We start from the raw sequence: 17,930 nt of genomic DNA, 5'->3' as shown, positions 1-17,930 counted from the left end.
GCCGGAGGGTCGGCGGTGACGCCCGTTATATCCAGGTCAGGTCGCGAATATCCCCTGTGCCCGCCTGCGGGTCCTCACCGGATCCCCAGCGCCTCCCGCCATTCGGCCGGCACGAGGGCGTAGCCGACGAACGCCACCACGTCGAGCAGGGTGTGGGCGATGACCAGCGGAATGACCCGGCGTCGTCCGCCGGCCTGGAACCTGGGCGACGTGTAGAACCAGGAGAAGACGATGCCCATCACCACGTTCCCCAGGAACGGCCCGATGCCCTGGTACAGGTGGTAGGACCCGCGCAGGAGCGAGCTGGCGACGATGAACTTCACCCGGTTCCAGCCGAGCTCCCGCGTGCGCTCGTACAGGTAGCCGACGGCGATGACCTCTTCCACCACGCCGTTCTGGAACGCGCTGAGCAGCAGCACCGGGACGGTCCACCAGTGGACGTCCAGTGCGCTGGCCTGCACCTCGACGGTGATGCCGACCGCACGCCCGAGGGCGTAGAACGCGAGCCCGGGGATGCCGATCGCGGCCGCGAGGGCGACGCCCCAGCCGAGGTCCCGGCCCGGCCGGCTCCCGTCCAGGCCGAGGCTGCGGACGGCGCTGCGGCCCTGCCCGCTCAGCAGGTACAGGGCCAGGGCCACGGGGACGAGGGCGAACCCGATGCTCAGCAGCTGGTACACCAGGTCGAGGTACGGGCGCTCGGACTGGCTCGCGTTGAGCGTGGCGGTCTGCTCGGCGAGCGGCGTGCCCGCGGTGAGCCGGGCCGCGATGTTGACGATGGCGTACACCGCGGACTGACCCAGGCTGAGCCCGAGCACAATCCACACCTCGGCGGCGACGCGACGGTTGGAAGACACGCGCCGTTTATAGCAGCCGCCGCTGAGCGCGGGCCGCACCCGCGCTCGGCGGCGACCGCCGTCGGCCCGGTCAGCCGCGGTTGGACGCGCGCCGGACGAAGTCCGTCAGATCCGCAGCCTGTGCCGTCCGCGACTCGGGGTGGACGTACATCATGTGCCCCGCCGGGTAGACCCGGGTCTCGATGCGGTCGCGGTAGGACGCCGGGATCGCCATCTGGTCGAGGCTGTACTCGATGGCCTCGACGGGCACACCACCGTCGTACCGGCCCATGGCGATGTGCACCCGCAGGTGCGGGTTGATGATCATCGCCGTCGCGAGCTTGTCGGCGACGTCGACGGCCTGACCCTCGAACTCCTTGTACGACCAGGGGTGCACCTGGCGGGACAGCACCTCGTAGATCGCGTCGTGCTCGTACTCGAGCTCACCGCGCAGGTAGTGGTGCAGCGCTGCCGTGTAGGCCCCGGCGGTGGCGGTCATGAACGGGTCGTACGGCATCTGCTCGTGGATGTAGTGGTCGGCCGGGCCCGTGAACCGGGTGTCGAGGCGGCCCGTCACGAGGCGGCGGGAGCGCAGCAGCTCCGCGTAGACACGGGTGTGCTCCAGGCGGAGGTTCGCCCGGTCAACGAAGTCCTCGCTCAGCCCGGTCAGGGACGAGATCTTGGCGACGGCGGCGGCCCGCTCGTCGTCGGGCACGCGCGCGCCGCGGGCCAGGACGGAGGCGTAGGTCCCCGCCCAGTCCCGGGCCTCGCCCACCACGTCGTCCATCGTGCGGTCGCCGAGGAGGCCGTGATACTGCGCCGTCGCGGCGTAGAGCGGCAGGAACAGCGGGTGCGGCAGGTTGGAGCGCTCGCCGTCGAACAGTGCCTCCAGGTTCAGCGCCGGGGCCACGAGCATGACGCCGTTGAAGAACATCCCGAAGCGCTGCTGCAGGTACTCGGCGAGGGCCGCGCCGCGGGTGCCGCCGTACGACTCGCCGATCAGGAACTTGGGGCTCATCCACCGGTCGTTGCGGCTCGTCCACAGGCGGATGATCTCGCCGACGGACTCGAGGTCGCCCGTGAACCCGTGGAACGGCTTGGCCTGCTCGCCCTCGGTGGCGCGGGAGAAGCCCGTCGAGACGGGGTCGATGAACACGAGGTCGGAGACGTGCAGCAGGGTCTCCGGGTTGTCGACCAGCCCGTACGGGGGCGGGGTCAGGCTGCCGACGTCGCCCGAGTCGACCCGCCGGGGTCCGAGCAGGCCCAGGTGCAGCCACACCGACGACGAGCCGGGCCCACCGTTGAAGGCGAACGTCACCGGACGGCGGGTCACGTCGGTGTCGCCCTGCTCCGTGCCCGGCGCGGAGTCGAGGGTGTAGTACGTGATCGAGACCTCGGCCTTGGCCTTGCGGCCGTCGTACTTGTCCTCGGTGAGGACCTCCTGGCGGAGCACGATCCGGCCAGTCGTCGCCGTGTACGAGAGGTCACCCTGCGGGGTGTGCAGCGTGTGGCTCGTGGTGACCAGGTCGTCGGCGGGCTCGGGCTTCTCCGCCGTCCCCGAGCTGTTCGTCGTCGCGGAGTCGGTCTGCGTCTTCTCATCGTCCGTCACGCGGGGAACCTACCCCGCCTGGTGCGGCCGGCTCCAGGGCGAATGTGTTCGGCAGTTCGTCAGGAGATCGGCAGCTCGGGCTACCGATCTCCTGACGAACTGCCGACCACACCGAACTTCCTTGCATTCTCCTGACGTGTGCGGCAAAGTAGTTTGCAGTACAAACCAGACGACGAGGTGGGGACGATGACGGACGACAACCCGGCGGGCGAGCGGGCACCAGCGGGCGGCGGTCCCGAGGCCGTGCCCGACGGCGGGCTGAGCCCTGCCGAGACGCTCCGGATGATCCAGCGGCAGCAGGAGGCGGCCAGGGACGCGACCGAGCCCGACGGTCGCCTGCTGTTCGGGGTCTGGGGCCTCGCCTGGCTGATCGGGTACCTGGCCATGTGGACCACCGCGCGCGACACCGGCAGCCCCGAGGGCTGGGCGGGCTGGGTGCTCGCCGGCTGCATCGTCGGTGCGATGGCGTTCACGATCGTGCACAGCGTCAGCCGGACCGCCGGCACGCGCGGAGCGAGCGCCCGGATCGGCGCCATGTACGGGTGGACCTGGTTCCTCGGGTTCACGACGTTCGGCGTCCTGATCGGGGCCATGGGCGACGCCGGAGCGCCCTCGGAGGTGATTGCGATCGCCGCCAACGGGGTCGCGTGCCTCATCGTCGGCATCATGTACATCGCGGGCGGCCTCCTCTTCGAGGAGAACCGCATGTCCGCCGTCGGCGCGTGGATGCTCGTCACGGCCTGCCTCGCGGCGTTCGCGGGGATGCCGAACACCTACCTCGTGATGGCGGTGGCCGGCGGTGGCGGGTTCCTGGTCATGGCCGTGGTGGAGCAGGGGATCCGCGCCCGGCGCAGGTCACCCCGGGTCACGGGACGGACGCCAGGTGGTGGGCGGGATGCCTGACGAGCTCGACCCCGTCATCCACGCCCCCGCGCGCCTGCGGGTGGTGGCCTCGCTCGCGGCCCTCGGGCACGGGGACGAGGTGGCCTTCCCCAAGCTGCGCAAGCTGCTCGACATGACCGCCGGAAACCTGTCGACCCACCTGCGCAAGCTGGAGGACGCCGGGTACGTGCGGGTCACCAAGACGCACGAGGGCCGGATGCCTGCTACCTATCTGGCCCTCACCGAGACCGGCCGCACCGCGTTCGCGGACTACCAGGCGGCACTGATGGACCTTCTGAAGGGAGCACAGGGATGAGTGCGGTAGAGGCGCGAGGGGTGACCCGGCGCTTCGGCGACGTCGTCGCTCTCGACGATGTCTCGCTGGAGGTGGGGCACGGCGAGCTGGTGGGCATGCTCGGCCCCAACGGGGCCGGCAAGTCGACGCTGCTGTCGCTGGTCAGCGGCCAGCGCAAGCCTGATACGGGCGCGGTGCGCCTGGGCGGCAGGGATCCGCGGGACGCGAGGGCGCGCACGGTGCTCGGCCTCACCCCGCAGGAGACCGGGCTGCCCGCGACGCTGCGGGTGCGCGAGGTGGTCGACTTCGTGGGCGGCCACTACCCCGACCCGGTCCCGACGAGCGAGCTGCTGGAGCAGTTCGGCCTCATCGACCTGGGCAAGCGGCAGACCGGATCGCTGTCCGGCGGGCAGAAGCGGCGGCTCGCCGTGGCGCTGTCGCTCGTGGGCAGGCCGAGCGTCGTGCTCCTCGACGAGCCGACGACCGGGCTCGACGTGTCCGGCCGCACCGCCCTGTGGGACGCGATCCGGGAGTACCACGCCGGCGGCGGGACGGTGCTCCTCACGTCGCACTACCTGGAGGAGGTGCAGGCGCTCGCCGAACGCGTGGTCGTGATCGACCAGGGCCGGGTGCTCGCGGACGACTCCCTCCAGGCCATCCTGAGCCGGGTGGGCATGCGCAGGGTGCAGCTCACCGACGCCGCCGGAGCGCGGCAGGAGCACCTCGTCCCCGACTCGGACGCCTTCGTGCGCGACCTCGTCACCTCCGGCACGGAGTTCCGCGACCTGGAGATCCGTGGCGCGTCCCTCGAGGAGGCGTTCGGCCAGCTGGTCAGCCACGAGGCCCCGGAAGGAGCACTGCGATGAGCGCGACGACCCAGACCCAGCCTTTCCTGACGCTGTCCTGGCTGCACCTGAAGTACCAGTTCCTGGAGACCATCCGGATCCCCATCGCGGTGCTCGGGAACGTGCTGTTCCCGTCGCTGTCCATGTTCTTCTTCGTCGTGCCGCAGACGGCGGTCGCCGGCAACCCCGAGTGGGCCACCACCGCCGTCGCCGGCCTCGGGCTGTTCGCCGTCTGCTCCGCCAGCCTGTTCACGTACGGGCTGGGCGTGGCCGAGGACCGGCAGCTGCCGTTCTACCCGTTCCTGCGGTCGCTGCCCACCGGACCCGGACCGCAGATGGTGGCGCGCGTGCTCAACGGCGGCATCTTCTCGCTGTTCGGCGTGCTGCCGCTGATCCTCATCGGCTGGCTCTTCACGGCGGCGACCGTGACCCCTGGGCAGCTGCTCGCCGGCATCGGGACCATCCTGGCCGTGTCCGTGCCGTTCGTGCTGCTCGGCATGGCGATCGGGTACGCGCTGTCGGCCAAGGCGGCGCTGCCCGTCGTCCAGATCATCCTGTTCCCGCTGGCCTTCGCGGGCGGGCTGTTCCTGCCGCCCCAGATGTTCCCCGGCTGGCTGGACGCGATCTCGCAGGCCACACCCACCCGCGCGGGCCGCGATCTGCTGGTCCAGGCCACGACGGGGGTGGAGGCCTACGCCCTCGCGCTGCCGGTCCTGGCCGGATGGACGCTGCTGTTCGTGGTGCTGGCCGCCCTCTCCTACCGCAACGACGAGGGCCGCCGCTTCCGCTGACCCTCTTCGTTGAGTGCTGGCTATTTGTGGGTCAGGAGTGTCCGAGCCCACAAATAGCCAGCACTCAACGAAGAGGTCAGAGCGTGCGGTTGAGGCGGAGGGAGTTCGCGACCACCAGGACGCTGCTCGCCGCCATCGCACCACTCGCGACCATCGGGCTGAGCAGGCCGGCCGCCGCCAGCGGGATCGCCGCGACGTTGTACGCGAACGCCCAGAACAGGTTCTGCTTGATGATCCGCAGAGTCTTCCGGGACAGGCGGACGGCGCTCGCGGCGGCCCGCAGGTCGCCGCGGACCAGCGTGATGTCGCTCGCCTCGATCGCGACATCGGTGCCGGTGCCCATCGCCAGGCCGAGGTCGGCGGTGGCGAGGGCCGCGGCGTCGTTCACGCCGTCGCCCACCATCGCCACGGTGCGCCCCTCCGCCTGGAGCCGGGACACCACGGCGGCCTTGTCGGCCGGCAGCACGCGGGCGATCACGTCCGCCTCTGGGATGCCGACGGCCAGCGCCGCCACGCGGGCGGCGCCCGCGGAGTCCCCGGTCAGCAGGTAGGGGCGCAGGCCCAGCTCCCGGAGCTCCGCCACGGCACGGGCCGACGTCGGCTTGGCCGGGTCGCGCAGCGTGATCACCCCTCCGGCGGTCCCGTTCCAGGCCACGGCCACGGCAGTGGCCCCGGCCTCCTCCTGCTGCCCGACGGCGGTGCGCACCTCCTCCGGGACCGTCATCCCCTGGTCGGCGAGCCAGGCGAGGCGGCCGACCAGCACGCGGCGGGTGTTCAGCGCCCCGCCGAGGACCAGGCCGGAGTGCGCACGCCGGACCAGGCCTTCGACGCCGCCGCCCGGGTGCGCGATGAAGCCCGTGACCTCGAGCGGCGTCTCGGTGTCCGGCTCGCCGGCGGCTCGTCCCGCCGCCGTGATCGCCTGCGCGATCGGGTGCTCGCTCAGCGACTCGACGGCGGCGGCGTACCGGAGCACTTCCGGTGCGTCGGTGAGGTGGTTGGCGTCGGTCTCGACAGGCTCGACCACCGGAGGGGCAGGCTCGACCACCGGAGGGGCAGGCTCGACCGCCGGACGGGCGGTCTCGGCCACCGTCGGACGAGCCTGTCGGGTCCCCGTGCCCCACACGTCGACCACTCGCATGCGACCCTCGGTGACCGTGCCGGTCTTGTCGAGCACCACAGCGTCGACGCGCCGCGTGCTCTCCAGGATCTCCGGCCCGCGGATCAGCACACCGAGCTGGGCGCCACGGCCCGTGCCGACCAGGATCGCAGTGGGAGTGGCCAGCCCCAGCGCACAGGGGCACGCGATGATCAGCACCGCGACCGCGGCGGTGAACGCGGCCTCGACGTCGCCGGTCACGACGAGCCAGGCCGCGAGGGTGAGCGCCGCGAGGACCAGCACCACCGGCACGAACACCGCGGAGATCCGGTCCGCGAGCCGCGCGACGGGCGCCTTGCCGGTCTGTGCCTGCGCCACGAGCCGCCCGATCCGGGCCAGCATCGTGTCCTCGCCCACCCGGGTGGCGCGCACCAGCACGTGTCCGGAGGTGCTCACCGTGCCGCCCACGACGTCGTCCCCCGGTGCTACGTCGACCGGCACCGGCTCGCCCGTGACCAGGGAGGTGTCGAGGGCGGTGGCACCCTCCACCACCGTGCCGTCCGTGGCGACGGTACCGCCGGGGCGTACCGCGAACACGTCCCCGACCTGGAGGGCGGCGATCGGCACAGCGGTGGTGCGCCAGCCGCCGTCGGGCAGGTGCATGGGGGCGCCGTCGGGGCCGAGGGCGATGCGCTCCGCGTCCTTGGCGCCGAGATTGAGCAGGGTCCGCAGCGCATCGCCTGCACGGCGCCGCGACCGGTGCTCCGCGTACCGGCCGGCCAGGAGGAACGTGGTGACGACGGCGCCGACCTCGAAGTACAGTCCGGGACCCGCGCCGGCCTCCGCGGGCCCGAACGTGCCGGCGACCAGGACCCACAGCGACCAGAGCGTCGCCGCGAGCACGCCGATCGACACCAGCGTGTCCATCGTGGAGCTCGCGTGCCGCGCGGCACGGGCGGCGGCGGTGTGGAACGGCCAGGCGCCCCACGCGACGACGGGCAGCGTCAGCGCCGCGACCACCCACTCGCTGCCCGGGAAGGACAGCGCCGGGACCATCGACAGCAGCAGCACCGGGACGGTCAGCACCGCCGAGAACCGCAGGCGGCGCAGCAGGTCGGCCCCGCGGTACCCGGCGCCGGCGGAGGCGCCAGGGCCCTCGCCCGCCGTACCTTCGGTGGTAGACGCGGTGCCCGACGCGGTGCCCGACGCGGTGCCCGACGCGGTGCCCGACGCGGTGCCCGACGCGGTGCCCGACGCGGTGCCCGACGCGGTGCCCGGTGCGTCCTGGCTGCCGGAGGGCGCGGCCCTGTTCGGTGTCCGACGCCGCGTCACGCGCGCCTCGTATCCGGCCGACTCGACGGCGCCGACCAGGTCCTGGTCCGTGACCTGCGTCGACAGCACGACGTGCGCCGACTCCAGGGGCAGGTTGACGGTGGCTGCGACGCCGTCGAGCCGGTTGAGCTTGCGCTCGACCCGGGCCACGCACGAGGCGCACGTCATCCCGGACACGGCGAGCTCTACCTCGCCGACGGGACGCTCTGCCTCAGCGGTGGTCACGGGTTCTCCTCGGAGCTGCTCGGTATCGCCCAGCGGAGGTCGTCCACAGGCCTGGCGGGATGCGGGTGGTGCGTCGTCGAGCGTTTCAGGACGGGACGATCGGCAGCGTTCGGTTCGCCTGGCGGGCCGGGGCCTGCGCGGCAGACTCGGCGGCGACGGCGTCCTCGAGCACGTCGACGTCGGTCACGTCGTAGCCGGCCTCGTCGATGGCCTCCCGGAGCGGTGCCTCGGCGAGCGGCAGCTTCGAGATCACGCGCACCAGCGACTCGGCACCGACGTGGAGCTCCACGCTGACGTCCTGGACGTCCTGGACGGTCCGCAGCTCGTTGGTGACGGCGGACACGCAGTGCCCGCAGGTCATTCCGGTCACGGACAGCTTGGTCACGGTGGTCATGTCATCTCCTCGGATCGCGTGCTGGTTGCCGTGCTCGTTGCCGTTCACATGCGGACGAGGCGGGCGATGGCCTCGGAGGCTTCCTTGACCTTGGCGGCGCCGTCGTCGTCGGACGCCTTGGCCGCGTCCACGACACAGTGCCCCAGGTGGTCCTCGACCAGCGCGAGGCTCACGGCCTGCAGGGCCTTGGTCACCGCGCTGACCTGGGTGAGCACGTCGATGCAGTACACGTCCTCGTCGATCATGCGCGCGATGCCGCGCACCTGCCCCTCGATGCGTCGCATCCGTTTGAGGTACGCGGGCTTGTCGGACGTGTAGCCGTGCGGCCCGTCGTGCGAGCCTGCCTCGGTGGTCTCCGTCGCCTCGGTCATACCTCCATCAGATACCCCTCCCGGGTAAACAGTCAAGTACCCAGGCCATGCGCGCGCGCCAGGGCCTCGACAGCGACCGCGGTCACCGCGTCGTGCGTCGGGGAGCCGAGCACATCGTCGCGCACCGTGCCCGGTGCGGTGAGCGCGACGTCGTACGGCAGTGCCAGGCGGTCGGGCATCCGGCGCGAGCCGCGGGCCAGCCACGCAGTGTCGACCGCGACCACGAGCGCACCCGGAAGTTCGGCCGCGGCGCGGTCCGCGAGACGTAGCCCGTCGGAGTGCCAGGGTGCCACCACCAGCGGGACCACGCCGGGGACGCGCACCACGGTCTCGCCCGGGAGCAGTGCGACGGCCCCGGCGCACTCCACCGATACCTGCGCCTGGCCGGGTGCCGCCCATCCGTCGCTCGGGGCGCTGCCCGCCCGTTCCGCCAGCGTGCCGGCGGTGTGGTCCACCAAGGCCACGCGGCCGGGCCGAGCTCGTGCGACGGCACGCGCCAGGAGTGCGGCCAGCGTGGTCGCTCCGACCCCACCGGTGACCCCCGCGACGACGACGCGCACCGTGCGTCTGCCGAAGTCTGCCGTGAGCCACTGCTGCGCCGACCCGCCCGCCGTCCTGCCGGTCACGAGATACCTCCGTGTGCGACCTGGACCAGAACGGGGCGTTCACCGCGACGTGCCCAGAACCCCCTGCCCGGTGGGAGCTGCTCGGCGCGGACACCGGGGAACAGCTGTCCCTCGGCGCGTTCGCCGGACAAGACGAATCCGCTGGCCCCCGTGTCGCGCAGGGCCTGCAGCACCGGGTCGTAAAGCGCACGGGAGGCGCCGGCGACGGGGCGGGCGAGAAGCACGTGCAGGCGCAGATCACGCGCCGCGGGCAGATATGGCAGCAGCGGGCGCAGGTGGTCCGTGCCGCCCGAGGAGAGGATGTCCTCGTCGTCGACCACCACGACGATGCGGGGCCCGTCGATGCCGGTGCCCCGCGGCGCGCTGCCGAGCGCCTGCGTCCGCTTCTCGAGCTCGACGGCCACGGCCGCCGACAGCTCCAGCGCCTTCACCGGGTTGGTCGCGAGCCCGCCCAGGTAGTCATCGTGGGGACAAGCGTCCACGACCGAGCCGCGCATGTCGTACAGCGCCAGCGACAGCTCGTCCGACGTGTGCCGGTCGGTCAGTGCGGTGATCAAGGTGCGCAGCAGGGTCGAGCGGCCGCTGCCGGAGTCGCCCAGCACCAGCAGGTGCTGATCCCGGCGCTCGAGGTCGAGCAGTGCCGGCTGCATGGTGTCCTGGCGCAGCCCGAACGGAAGCGCATCCGGCTCGTCCAGCTCGTCGGGCAGGTCGTCGAGCAGCAGGTCGTCAGGGAGCATCCGGATCGGCGGTGCGGCAGGGCCGGCCCAGGCTCGTGCCGAGAGTCGCGCCAGTGCCTCCACGCCGTCGCCAACCTGTGTCTCGCCCACCCGTGTCTCCCCCACCCGTGTCTCGCCCTCTGCGGGTTGGTCGAGGCTGCCCAGCAGCGGGAGTGCCACCTGCGCGAACAAGCTCTCGTCCGTCAGGACGCGGCCCGCCTGCGCCGGCCGGATCGTGGCGTTGAGCTTGCGTGCGATGGTCGAGTCCGCCGGGTCGTTGAGCCGCAGCTCGACCTTGGTGCCGATCAGGTTCTGCTGCGCGGCCCGGAGATCGTTCCACCGTCCCGTCGCCACGACGACGTGCATGCCGAACCCACCGCCGCGCTGCAGCAACTCGACGAAGCCGTCCTCGAGCTCCTGGAAGTCCTGGCGCAGCAGCCCCACGCCGTCCACCAGGAGCACGACGTCCGCCGCGGGCAGCTCCGGGATCCCGCCGGCACCGTGCCGGCCCCGCAGCATGGCGAGCGAGTCGATCCCGTACCGGGCGAACACGCGCTCTCGATCCGCCAGCATGCCACCCAGCTCCTCGAGCAGACGTCGCAACCGGTCCCGCCGAGACCGGGTGGCGACTCCACCAACGTGCGGAAAGCCCTCGATGCGGGCCAGCCCGCCCCCGGCCAGATCCATCCCGTAGACCGCGACCTGCTGCGGGGTGTGCGTCAGCGCCAGGCCTGCGGCAACCGACCACAGAAATGTCGTGCGGCCCGACTGCGGCGCCCCGAGCGCCACCACATGGCCACCCGCCCGGGTCAGGTCGAGCCACCACGTCTCCTGGCGTTGGCGGGCCGGGTCGTCCAGCAGACCGATGGGCACGGCCAGCGGTCGGCCGTGGGCCGCGGCGCGCGCGAGCTCCTCGGACGTCGGCACCTGCGACCTGTCGAGCACCTCGCCCAGCGTGACCCGAGCGGGCAACGGCGCGAGCCACACGGCCCGTGCCCGGGCACCCACCCGCCGGAGCTGCTCCACGATCACGTCGACCATGGGCTTCTCGACCGACGGCCGGGAAACCTCGGCCTCGCCGGTGCCCGTGTGGGTGGCCGCTATGCCGTTCGCCCGCCGGACGTCGTTGTAGTGCCCCAGCAGCAGCGGGCGGCGCAGCACCTCGTCCGGTTCGGGCGCGGACTCGGTGGACTCCACCGGCCCCGAGACGTATCCCGCACGGAACCGCCGGTACACGCTCGTGTCGACCTTCAGATACCCGAACCCGGGCACCGCCGGCAGATGGAACGCGTCCGGGGAGTCCAGCACCATCGAGGACTCCGCCTCCGAGAACGTCCGCAGCCCGATCCGGTAGGACAGGTAGGTCTCCAGGCCGCGCAGACGCCCGGCCTCGATGCGCTGGCTGGACAGGAGCAGATGTACACCGATGGACCGCCCGATGCGCCCGATCATGAGCAGCAGGTCCACGAACTCAGGCTCCGCCGTGAGCAGCTCGCCGAACTCGTCGATGACCAGCAGCAGGTGCGGCAGCGGCTCGAGGTCCGGGCGCTCGCGGCGCATCTCGCGGTAGTGGGTGATCGACGGCGAACCGGCGTCACGCAGCACCTGCTGGCGCCGCAGCACCTCGCCGGCGAAGCTCGCGCGGGCCCGTTCGGTCAGCCCAGCGTCGTCGGCGAGGTTGTCCAGGATCCCGGCCACGTGCGGGAGCCCGGCGAACGGCGCGAACGCCGCACCTCCCTTGTAGTCCACGAGGATCATCGCCAGGTCCTCGGGTGGGTGCGACGCCGCGAGGGCGGCCACGAGCGTGCGCAGCAGCTCACTCTTGCCGGAACCGGTAGCGCCCACGCACAGGCCGTGCGGCCCCATGCCGAGCTGGGCGGACTCCTTGAGGTCGAGGAGTATCGGCGCGCCGTCGTCGTCCACACCGATCGGGACGCGCAGGAAGTCCCGCTGCGAGCGCGGCGCCCACAGGGCGGCGACGTCGAGGTGCGTCACGTCGTCGACACCGATCAGCTCGTCCGTTCGCGCCGCACGCTCCGCGGTCGGAGCACCGTCGGCGGACGACGTGCTGAGCCGTACCGGTGCGAGGGTGTGTGCGATCCCGCGCAGGACGGCGGCACTCGGGGCGTCCGACACCGCGCGCACCTGGGGCGGCGCCTGGGCGGTGAGACCGTGTCGCAGGTCGTCGACGGTGAGCTCGACGGCGTCGTTCCCGTTCTCGGAGCTGGCGCGCGCGGTGATGCGCAGTGCTGTCTCCGAGGGCTCGTGCAGCCGGTTGGAGACGAGGTGAATCACCGTGATGCCCAGGGTCGCGAGGCTCAGTGCGGCGTCGGGGGTGTCGAAAGGCTGCGCGATGTCGCCCCACCCGTCGACGACGACCAGGAGACGCGGACCGCGGTCCGCCTGGCCGGGCCCTGACCGGCGGTCCGCTTCGGCCGCGCGTGCGGCGCGGGTGGCCAGGTCGGACGCCAGCAGGCGACGCAGGCCGGCCAGGTCAGGCGCTACGCGTCGCACGGCGGCCGGACCGTCGAACGCCGAGTCGTCCACGACGTGCGGCAGGAGGTCCACGCCGCGCCAGTCGTCCAGCCGGTCCGGCGGGGCGACCAGGGCGACCCGCACGTCGTCGGGAGCGTGCAGGGCGGCGACCTGCCCGAGGATCGTGTGCGCGACGCCGAGGACCTGCTCGCGTCCGCCGACCACCGCCACGTCGCCGACACCGTCGAGCGGGACGGGCACGGGGACGTGCCGCAGGAGCGAGTGGCGGTCCGCGACGCTCCGCGCCTCGGCGAGCAGCATCGGGTCAGGTGGTTCCGTCGCGCCGTCGGTGGACGGCATCGCGAGGCCCGGGCGCGGGACGTCACCTATGCCCACACGCACCTCGAGGAAGTCGGGGCCCCAGCGACGGCGCTCCCACAGCCGGGCGGGATCGCGGACGACGTCGAGCAGCGCCTCCGGGGCCGGGTGTACGGCGTGTGCGTCGGCGCGGGCGGTGCGTTCGGAAGCGCGCAGCTCTGTACGCAGGGTCTCCAGATGGTCGAGGTATCTCTCCCGCTGGTCGTGCCGGGTGCGCGTCGCGTTGCCCCGTTGACTGAGTGCCATGCCCAGGCCACTGACCAGGGCGACCACCAGTACGACGAGCGCGACCAGCACCATCACCGGGTTGTTGCGCAGCACCAGCATCATCGTCATCGACGACAGGGCACCGACCAGCGGCAGCAGCGCCTGCAGGGGCAGTCCGGCGACGCTGCCGCTGCCGACGGCGGGTGGCGTCGCCAGCTTGCGCGACGAGGGTGCCACGAGGGGGCGCACGGTGCGGGCAGGCCGGTGCACGATTCGTTGTGTCATGCCGACCGTGCCTCGGAGATCAGGTGAGCGGCCGCGTGGACGACGGCGGCGCGGGTTCCCGCCGCCAGCTGCGGCAGCGGAGTGCCGAGCGAACGCGCGGCTGCGAGGTCGTGCGGTATCGCGAGCGCCCCTGGCCGTTCGCCGTGTACGAACGGCGGCTCACCGGGCGCCACTCCGACCAGGACGAGTTCCACCCGCGCCTCGGGCAGCGCGTCGCGGATCGTGTCGGCCAGCACACGGCCTGCGGCGAACGAGCCGGCGTCGGTCCGCGCCACGACGGCCGTGGCGTGGGACCGGGCGGCGAGCGTGGTGGCGTCGTGGGACGAACGACGTCCGGCGTCGGTCACGACCACCTCGAAGAACCGACCCAAGGCCGCGGCCCCGTCGGTCCAGACGGCTGGATGGAGCGCCCAGCCCGATGCCCCGGCGAGGTGCAGACCGGGTCGGGCTTCCCGCGTGATCTCGCGCGCGTCCGCAAGAGACCGGACCGGGGCGCCGTAGGCGACGTCGTCGAGCGGTGGGACGTCCTCGACGTCCAGCCGGACCCGCAACGCGGACGGTCCGCCTGCCGCGTCCAGCGCGAGGACCGGTCCAGTGCGGCGGTGCGCGAGGGCCAGTGCGACGGCTGCCGCCAGGGTCGTGGTCCCGGCCCCGCCGTCGGCCGCCAGGAACGTGACCCGACGGCTGGTTCCGACGGGCGCGCGGAGGGCGCTGTCCCAGGCCGCCGCGTCCTGAGCGGTCCGTCCGGCGCCGCGCAGGACAGCAGCAGGTAGGACGGCGCGAAGCGTGTCGGGGGTGCGGGCCGCCATCAGAAGACCTTGAGCAACAGCTCGTAGACGCCGAACACGCCGAGCAACGCGGGTATCACGACCAGCATCGAGAGCAGCTCTAGCAGGTCGCCGGCGCGGCGCCAGCGTGCACGCTGCTGCGTGTTCGGCCTTCGGGAGACCATGAAAGTCACGAGCAGGCTCAACGTGCCCAGCACGCCCGCGGTGAGGGTGGGCCGGTCATGCAGCGCGGCGATAGTGCCGACGACCGTCGAGACCGCTACGGCGCCCCACAGGACCGCCGCCTGCGCGGTGAGCGGCAGGGGACGGACTCGTAGAGCGGCGACGAGCAGCACGGCGACCCCGAGCAGCCGGGCCCAGAAGGTCGGGGTGGAGAGCAGCACCGCCGCAGCGAAGGCGAGCGAGATACCGGCGGTGACGGTGGTCCAGGTCAGGGCGCGGTAGGCCTCCTCGAGCGAGGGCACCACGACTCGCCGTTCGGGTGCTTCGCCTTCGAGCGCGGCGTCGTCCAGCCGGTGTACGCCAGACGTGTTGAGCGCGACGGCAGGCAGCACCCCGAGCAGGACCGTCACGACCGTTGCCACGACGGCCGCCACACGGTCGGCGCCCAGGTCGAGGCCGATGGGCACCGCCGCGATGACGATCAGGGCAAGACCGGTGCCCGCGCCGGTGAGCATGCCGCGGCTGCGCCGGGAGACCCCGGCGGCCCAGAGCGCGCCGCAGCCGACCGCGAAGGCGACTGCTCCGGTGAGCTCGAGTGCGGCCCGGTCCGGGACGGGGCCGACCAGGTTGGCCACGGGCGGGAGCGCGGCGACGGCGAAGCCGAGCGCCGGGCCGAGACCTGTCGCGGCGGAGCAGGCCGCCAGTCGCAGCCAGGCGCCCCGCTCGCGCCGGCTGCGGGCGCGTGGGGCGGAGGCGGCCAGGATCAGGAGGGCCAGCACGATGATGCCGAGCAGGATCGCGGCGGTGCCGTCCGGCCCGGCGGCGAAGGCGGGGACGAGGCCGGCGGCACCGGCGGTCAGGCCGACGCCGGTGGCCCCGGTGGCACGGCGAGCCCGCTCGTTCCACCGTCCGGGCAGCTCGGTGAGCACGTCGGTAGCGGCCTCGGTGACGTCGGCGATCTCGGCGGGCGGCGGTGCGTCCTGGGCGCGAACCACGCGGAGGATCTCGCCGTCGGGCAGGCCAAGAGTGTCGAGGTCGTGTGAGACGTCGAGCTGGTCACCGGTGTGTCGCACGAGGGCGACAGCGCCCTGCCCCGGCGGCTCGGCGACCAGGTCGAGGATCTGCGGGAGCAGCACGGCGAGCTCCTCGTCGGACGGAAGCACGATGTCGCCCCGGCGGGCGGAGCCCACCACCGTGACGCGGGTGAAGCGGCTCACTGGCCCAGTCCTCCGAGGTTGGCCTGCACGAACGAGTAGCCGGCGCACCCGGCACATGCCACGGCGGCGAGCACGATGCTGCCGACCAGGCGCTTGACGTTGTCGGAGACGTTGCGCCGCCCGGCGAGGTCTCCGTGCAGGAAGGCTGAGGCGAGGCGTGCGCGGCGGGTCTCGACGGATTCGAGCAGCTGCTTGTCGGGGTCACGCGCCATCGGTGGCCGCTCCTGTCTGCTGGACTTGTCTGTGCTGGTCCGGTGCCTGCTGGTCCGGTGCCTGCTGGTCCGGTGCCTGCTGGTCCGGTGCCTGCCGGACCCGGTCTGCCTGCCGACCAGCCCGCGGCTCTACGTGTCGGGATCGGGGCGGGCCGCCCGCCGCGGCCAGCACCTCGTCGGCGCCGATCCAGTGAGCGATCTCCGATGCCGTGCCCCAGTCGGCGTGGTCGAGGGTGCCGAGCGGAAACTGGAGGCCGGGTAGCCGCCGCTTGCCGACCCGCACCGCGTCGAAGCGGCGGGCAGCCTCGTCGAGATCGACCTGGAGCCGGCGCACACCGGGTGGCCCGAGCAGCATCGTCAGCGGAACCGGAGGTTCCTGAGCCTCGGACGAGACGAGCAGATCGGCTCGCCCGGTTCGGGTGGTGGCGAGGAAGAACAGCGGGATCGTCTCCTCGGCCAGCGCCTCGAAGAGGCCCGACACCCGGTCGACGATGGTGCGGGCGGCGTCGGCACGGTCCGGCTGGTCCGGCTCGTCCAGTCCGTCCGGCTGGGAGGGGCCGGTGGCGAGCTCGAGCGTGGTGGTCTCCTCCAGCCCGTCGCTGGTGCGGCGTACGAGCACCGTCCCGATCGCGCCGTCGCCCACGACGACGAATCGCGTCGGTAGCGGGGCGCGCTCGCGTGCGTCGGCGGTCAGCGCAGCGCGGTCCCATGCGAGCAGTGCGGGTTCGTGCCGGCCCCACGTCCTCGGCGGCGCCCCGGTCAGGGATTCGACGGCGAGCTCCGCGGTGCGGCCGAGCACCGTGGTGCGGCGAGCCGAGTGCCGCACGGACATCGACAGACTCACCAGCCGTGCCGCAGGGGCCGCGCGGCGCCGCTGCAGGTCCCGGAGGACATCGGGCCCGACACCGGGGGGCGTCTCCCCGAGAAATATCGGCGAGGTGTTCCCGGGCGAGAGCGGGCCCGACGGCAGCGTGGCCGCCAAGGCGTCATCGAGCTGTCGGCCGGTGACGGCGTCCCGACCACCCTGCTCGTTGCCTTCGCTGACGACCCACACGCCTCCGGTCGCAAGCAACGCGTCGCGCATCGGCAGGGTGAGAGTGGATTCCTCACCTGTCAGCAGCACGACACGCCGGTGCTGTTCCGTTGCCAGCCGTAGCAGGCCGGCCCGGGCCGCAGTGAGCTCGACGACCTGCGCGCTGGACTCGCTGACGATCACGTCGTCGTGCGCGCGACCGACCAGCGGGTGCCTCGCGGAGCCGTCCGAGGTGGTCATGACACCTCCACCCGGAAGGACCGGTTGCCCAGCTGCACCGCGCATCCCGCCGGGACAGCGAGCGGCACGCCGGTCCGGGCGCGCTCGCGCGCGCCGTCGGCCCGCACGACCCACGAGCCGTTGGTGGACCCGCGGTCCACCAACCACAGGGTCGCGCCGTCCCAGTCCAGCAGGGCATGCGTGGCGGACACGGACCGTGTGGGATCGGTGAGCTCCACGACGGTGCCGACTGCCTCGTTCGGTTGGGGTCTGGGGCGGCGTCCGAGCAGCACGGTGCTCGCAATCTCGATGCGGTGCGTGCCGTCCGTGAGGACAGCGGACGGTCGGTGGGGCGGGCCGGGCTGCTGAGTCGGTGGCGGTGGCCGTGTCGGCGTGCCGGGCGCCCCTCGCGGCGCCGACGGCGTCGCTGCCCCTCCTGCCAGGGCTGTCCTGGCCGCAGACGCGGCCGGCGCAGCCGGTCGGCGCTCGCCGAGATCGACCACAGCGATCTGAGCTCCGGGCCAGCGGCCTGATCCGGGCGGAGTGCCGTTCAGCTTGTCCACGTAGCGGGTCCGGGTCACGAGCGTGCCGGGGGTGCGGCCGGTGCGGCGGAACTCCTGCAGCAGTGTGATGGCCACGCCGACGACGAGGACGAGCCCGAACGGCATCCCGATGGAGGGCGGCCAGATACCGGTGGCCCCAAGGATCAGAGGCACGGCGGTCAACAGGACCAGGCCGAGGTCCACGGCGATGGCCAGGGTGCGTTCGACGCTCGACACCGGAGTCAGGTTCGCGAGGAGTACCGGCGTCGTCGGGCGAGGGCCGATGACCAGGGCCTCGCACCTGTCGCACCCGGCCGCGGTCGATGGCAGTACCGCACCACAGGAGCCGCACGAGCCGATCACGGCAGGTCCTGTCACCGTGGCACCTTCCCATGGG

The 17,930-nt window shown here is 72.8% G+C and carries 16 protein-coding genes; 4 read left to right on the top strand and 12 right to left on the bottom strand.

Going from position 1 to position 17,930, the window contains the following annotated elements; translation table 11 throughout:
- Nucleotides 1-74: 74 nt before the first annotated feature.
- Together AB0F40_RS02635 and AB0F40_RS02630 are read right to left on the bottom strand one after the other, a co-directional pair.
- A complete protein-coding gene (locus AB0F40_RS02635; protein WP_357463738.1) occupies nucleotides 75-854 on the bottom strand; it encodes a CPBP family intramembrane glutamic endopeptidase in 780 nt (259 codons plus the stop codon).
- Nucleotides 855-924: 70 nt separating this feature from the next.
- A complete protein-coding gene (locus AB0F40_RS02630; RefSeq protein WP_357463734.1) occupies nucleotides 925-2,442 on the bottom strand; it encodes a peptidase S10 in 1,518 nt (505 codons plus the stop codon).
- A gap of 186 nt (nucleotides 2,443-2,628) precedes the next feature.
- Here AB0F40_RS02630 and AB0F40_RS02625 point away from each other — a divergent pair, with 186 nt between their 5' ends.
- Genes AB0F40_RS02625 through AB0F40_RS02610 form a run of 4 tightly spaced genes read left to right on the top strand, consistent with a single transcriptional unit; the run spans nucleotide 2,629 to nucleotide 5,255 of the window.
- The gene (locus AB0F40_RS02625; RefSeq protein WP_357463731.1) at nucleotides 2,629-3,345 is read left to right on the top strand and encodes a hypothetical protein; all 717 of its coding nucleotides are present in this window, start codon (nucleotides 2,629-2,631) and stop codon (nucleotides 3,343-3,345) included.
- Nucleotides 3,338-3,640, top strand: coding sequence for a transcriptional regulator (locus AB0F40_RS02620; protein WP_357463728.1), 303 nt, complete (start codon nucleotides 3,338-3,340; stop codon nucleotides 3,638-3,640). The genes AB0F40_RS02625 and AB0F40_RS02620 overlap by 8 nt, the downstream gene beginning before the upstream one ends.
- Nucleotides 3,637-4,485: an ABC transporter ATP-binding protein gene (locus tag AB0F40_RS02615; RefSeq protein ID WP_357463725.1), complete on the top strand. Its 849-nt coding sequence runs from the start codon at nucleotides 3,637-3,639 to the stop codon at nucleotides 4,483-4,485. Before AB0F40_RS02620 ends, AB0F40_RS02615 begins: the two co-directional genes overlap by 4 nt.
- Nucleotides 4,482-5,255 carry an ABC transporter permease gene (locus AB0F40_RS02610; RefSeq protein WP_357463722.1) on the top strand — a complete coding sequence of 258 codons (774 nt, stop codon included), beginning with the start codon at nucleotides 4,482-4,484 and terminating at the stop codon, nucleotides 5,253-5,255. The genes AB0F40_RS02615 and AB0F40_RS02610 overlap by 4 nt, the downstream gene beginning before the upstream one ends.
- A gap of 76 nt (nucleotides 5,256-5,331) precedes the next feature.
- On the opposite strand, the gene AB0F40_RS02605 is transcribed toward AB0F40_RS02610, so the two are convergent.
- From AB0F40_RS02605 to AB0F40_RS02560, 10 genes are all read right to left on the bottom strand, one after another.
- Nucleotides 5,332-7,908, bottom strand: coding sequence for a heavy metal translocating P-type ATPase (locus AB0F40_RS02605; protein WP_357463719.1), 2,577 nt, complete (start codon nucleotides 7,906-7,908; stop codon nucleotides 5,332-5,334).
- 85 nt (nucleotides 7,909-7,993) lie between these two features.
- Nucleotides 7,994-8,302 carry a cation transporter gene (locus tag AB0F40_RS02600; protein WP_357463716.1) on the bottom strand — a complete coding sequence of 103 codons (309 nt, stop codon included), beginning with the start codon at nucleotides 8,300-8,302 and terminating at the stop codon, nucleotides 7,994-7,996.
- Nucleotides 8,303-8,346: 44 nt separating this feature from the next.
- Entirely contained in the window at nucleotides 8,347-8,673 is a 327-nt protein-coding gene (locus AB0F40_RS02595) for a metal-sensitive transcriptional regulator (protein ID WP_357463713.1), read from the bottom strand.
- A 32-nt stretch (nucleotides 8,674-8,705) separates the two neighbouring features.
- Nucleotides 8,706-9,299: a hypothetical protein gene (locus tag AB0F40_RS02590; RefSeq protein WP_357463710.1), complete on the bottom strand. Its 594-nt coding sequence runs from the start codon at nucleotides 9,297-9,299 to the stop codon at nucleotides 8,706-8,708.
- The gene (gene eccCa, locus AB0F40_RS02585) at nucleotides 9,296-13,360 is read right to left on the bottom strand and encodes a type VII secretion protein EccCa (protein ID WP_357463707.1); all 4,065 of its coding nucleotides are present in this window, start codon (nucleotides 13,358-13,360) and stop codon (nucleotides 9,296-9,298) included. The genes AB0F40_RS02590 and eccCa overlap by 4 nt, the downstream gene beginning before the upstream one ends.
- On the bottom strand, nucleotides 13,357-14,169 hold the full coding sequence (locus tag AB0F40_RS02580) for a hypothetical protein (protein WP_357463703.1): 813 nt from the start codon (nucleotides 14,167-14,169) through the stop codon (nucleotides 13,357-13,359). The genes eccCa and AB0F40_RS02580 overlap by 4 nt, the downstream gene beginning before the upstream one ends.
- On the bottom strand, nucleotides 14,169-15,527 hold the full coding sequence (locus tag AB0F40_RS02575) for an EsaB/YukD family protein (RefSeq protein ID WP_357463700.1): 1,359 nt from the start codon (nucleotides 15,525-15,527) through the stop codon (nucleotides 14,169-14,171). The genes AB0F40_RS02580 and AB0F40_RS02575 overlap by 1 nt, the downstream gene beginning before the upstream one ends.
- Nucleotides 15,524-15,739, bottom strand: coding sequence for a hypothetical protein (locus tag AB0F40_RS02570; RefSeq protein ID WP_357463696.1), 216 nt, complete (start codon nucleotides 15,737-15,739; stop codon nucleotides 15,524-15,526). Before AB0F40_RS02570 ends, AB0F40_RS02575 begins: the two co-directional genes overlap by 4 nt.
- Nucleotides 15,729-17,012: a DUF6177 family protein gene (locus AB0F40_RS02565; protein WP_357463693.1), complete on the bottom strand. Its 1,284-nt coding sequence runs from the start codon at nucleotides 17,010-17,012 to the stop codon at nucleotides 15,729-15,731. The genes AB0F40_RS02570 and AB0F40_RS02565 overlap by 11 nt, the downstream gene beginning before the upstream one ends.
- Complete coding sequence (locus AB0F40_RS02560; RefSeq protein WP_357463689.1) at nucleotides 17,009-17,911, bottom strand: FHA domain-containing protein; 903 nt, start codon at nucleotides 17,909-17,911, stop codon at nucleotides 17,009-17,011. Before AB0F40_RS02560 ends, AB0F40_RS02565 begins: the two co-directional genes overlap by 4 nt.
- Nucleotides 17,912-17,930 lie beyond the last annotated feature (19 nt).

Source organism: Promicromonospora sp. NPDC023987, assembly GCF_040639055.1.
GTDB lineage: Bacteria > Actinomycetota > Actinomycetes > Actinomycetales > Cellulomonadaceae > Promicromonospora.
This window is presented reverse-complemented; position numbering and strand designations above follow the sequence as displayed.

Bases quoted from the DNA above. Each gene is read 5' to 3' on its own strand.
- AB0F40_RS02615 (WP_357463725.1), top strand. From the start codon at position 3,637: ATGAGTGCGGTAGAGGCGCGAGGGGTGACCCGGCGCTTCGGCGACGTC.
- AB0F40_RS02580 (WP_357463703.1), bottom strand. From the start codon at position 14,169: ATGGCGGCCCGCACCCCCGACACGCTTCGCGCCGTCCTACCTGCTGCT.
- AB0F40_RS02600 (WP_357463716.1), bottom strand. From the start codon at position 8,302: ATGACCACCGTGACCAAGCTGTCCGTGACCGGAATGACCTGCGGGCAC.
- AB0F40_RS02595 (WP_357463713.1), bottom strand. From the start codon at position 8,673: ATGACCGAGGCGACGGAGACCACCGAGGCAGGCTCGCACGACGGGCCG.
- AB0F40_RS02570 (WP_357463696.1), bottom strand. From the start codon at position 15,739: ATGGCGCGTGACCCCGACAAGCAGCTGCTCGAATCCGTCGAGACCCGC.
- AB0F40_RS02625 (WP_357463731.1), top strand. From the start codon at position 2,629: ATGACGGACGACAACCCGGCGGGCGAGCGGGCACCAGCGGGCGGCGGT.
- eccCa (WP_357463707.1), bottom strand. From the start codon at position 13,360: ATGACACAACGAATCGTGCACCGGCCTGCCCGCACCGTGCGCCCCCTC.
- AB0F40_RS02620 (WP_357463728.1), top strand. From the start codon at position 3,338: ATGCCTGACGAGCTCGACCCCGTCATCCACGCCCCCGCGCGCCTGCGG.
- AB0F40_RS02610 (WP_357463722.1), top strand. From the start codon at position 4,482: ATGAGCGCGACGACCCAGACCCAGCCTTTCCTGACGCTGTCCTGGCTG.
- AB0F40_RS02565 (WP_357463693.1), bottom strand. From the start codon at position 17,012: ATGACCACCTCGGACGGCTCCGCGAGGCACCCGCTGGTCGGTCGCGCG.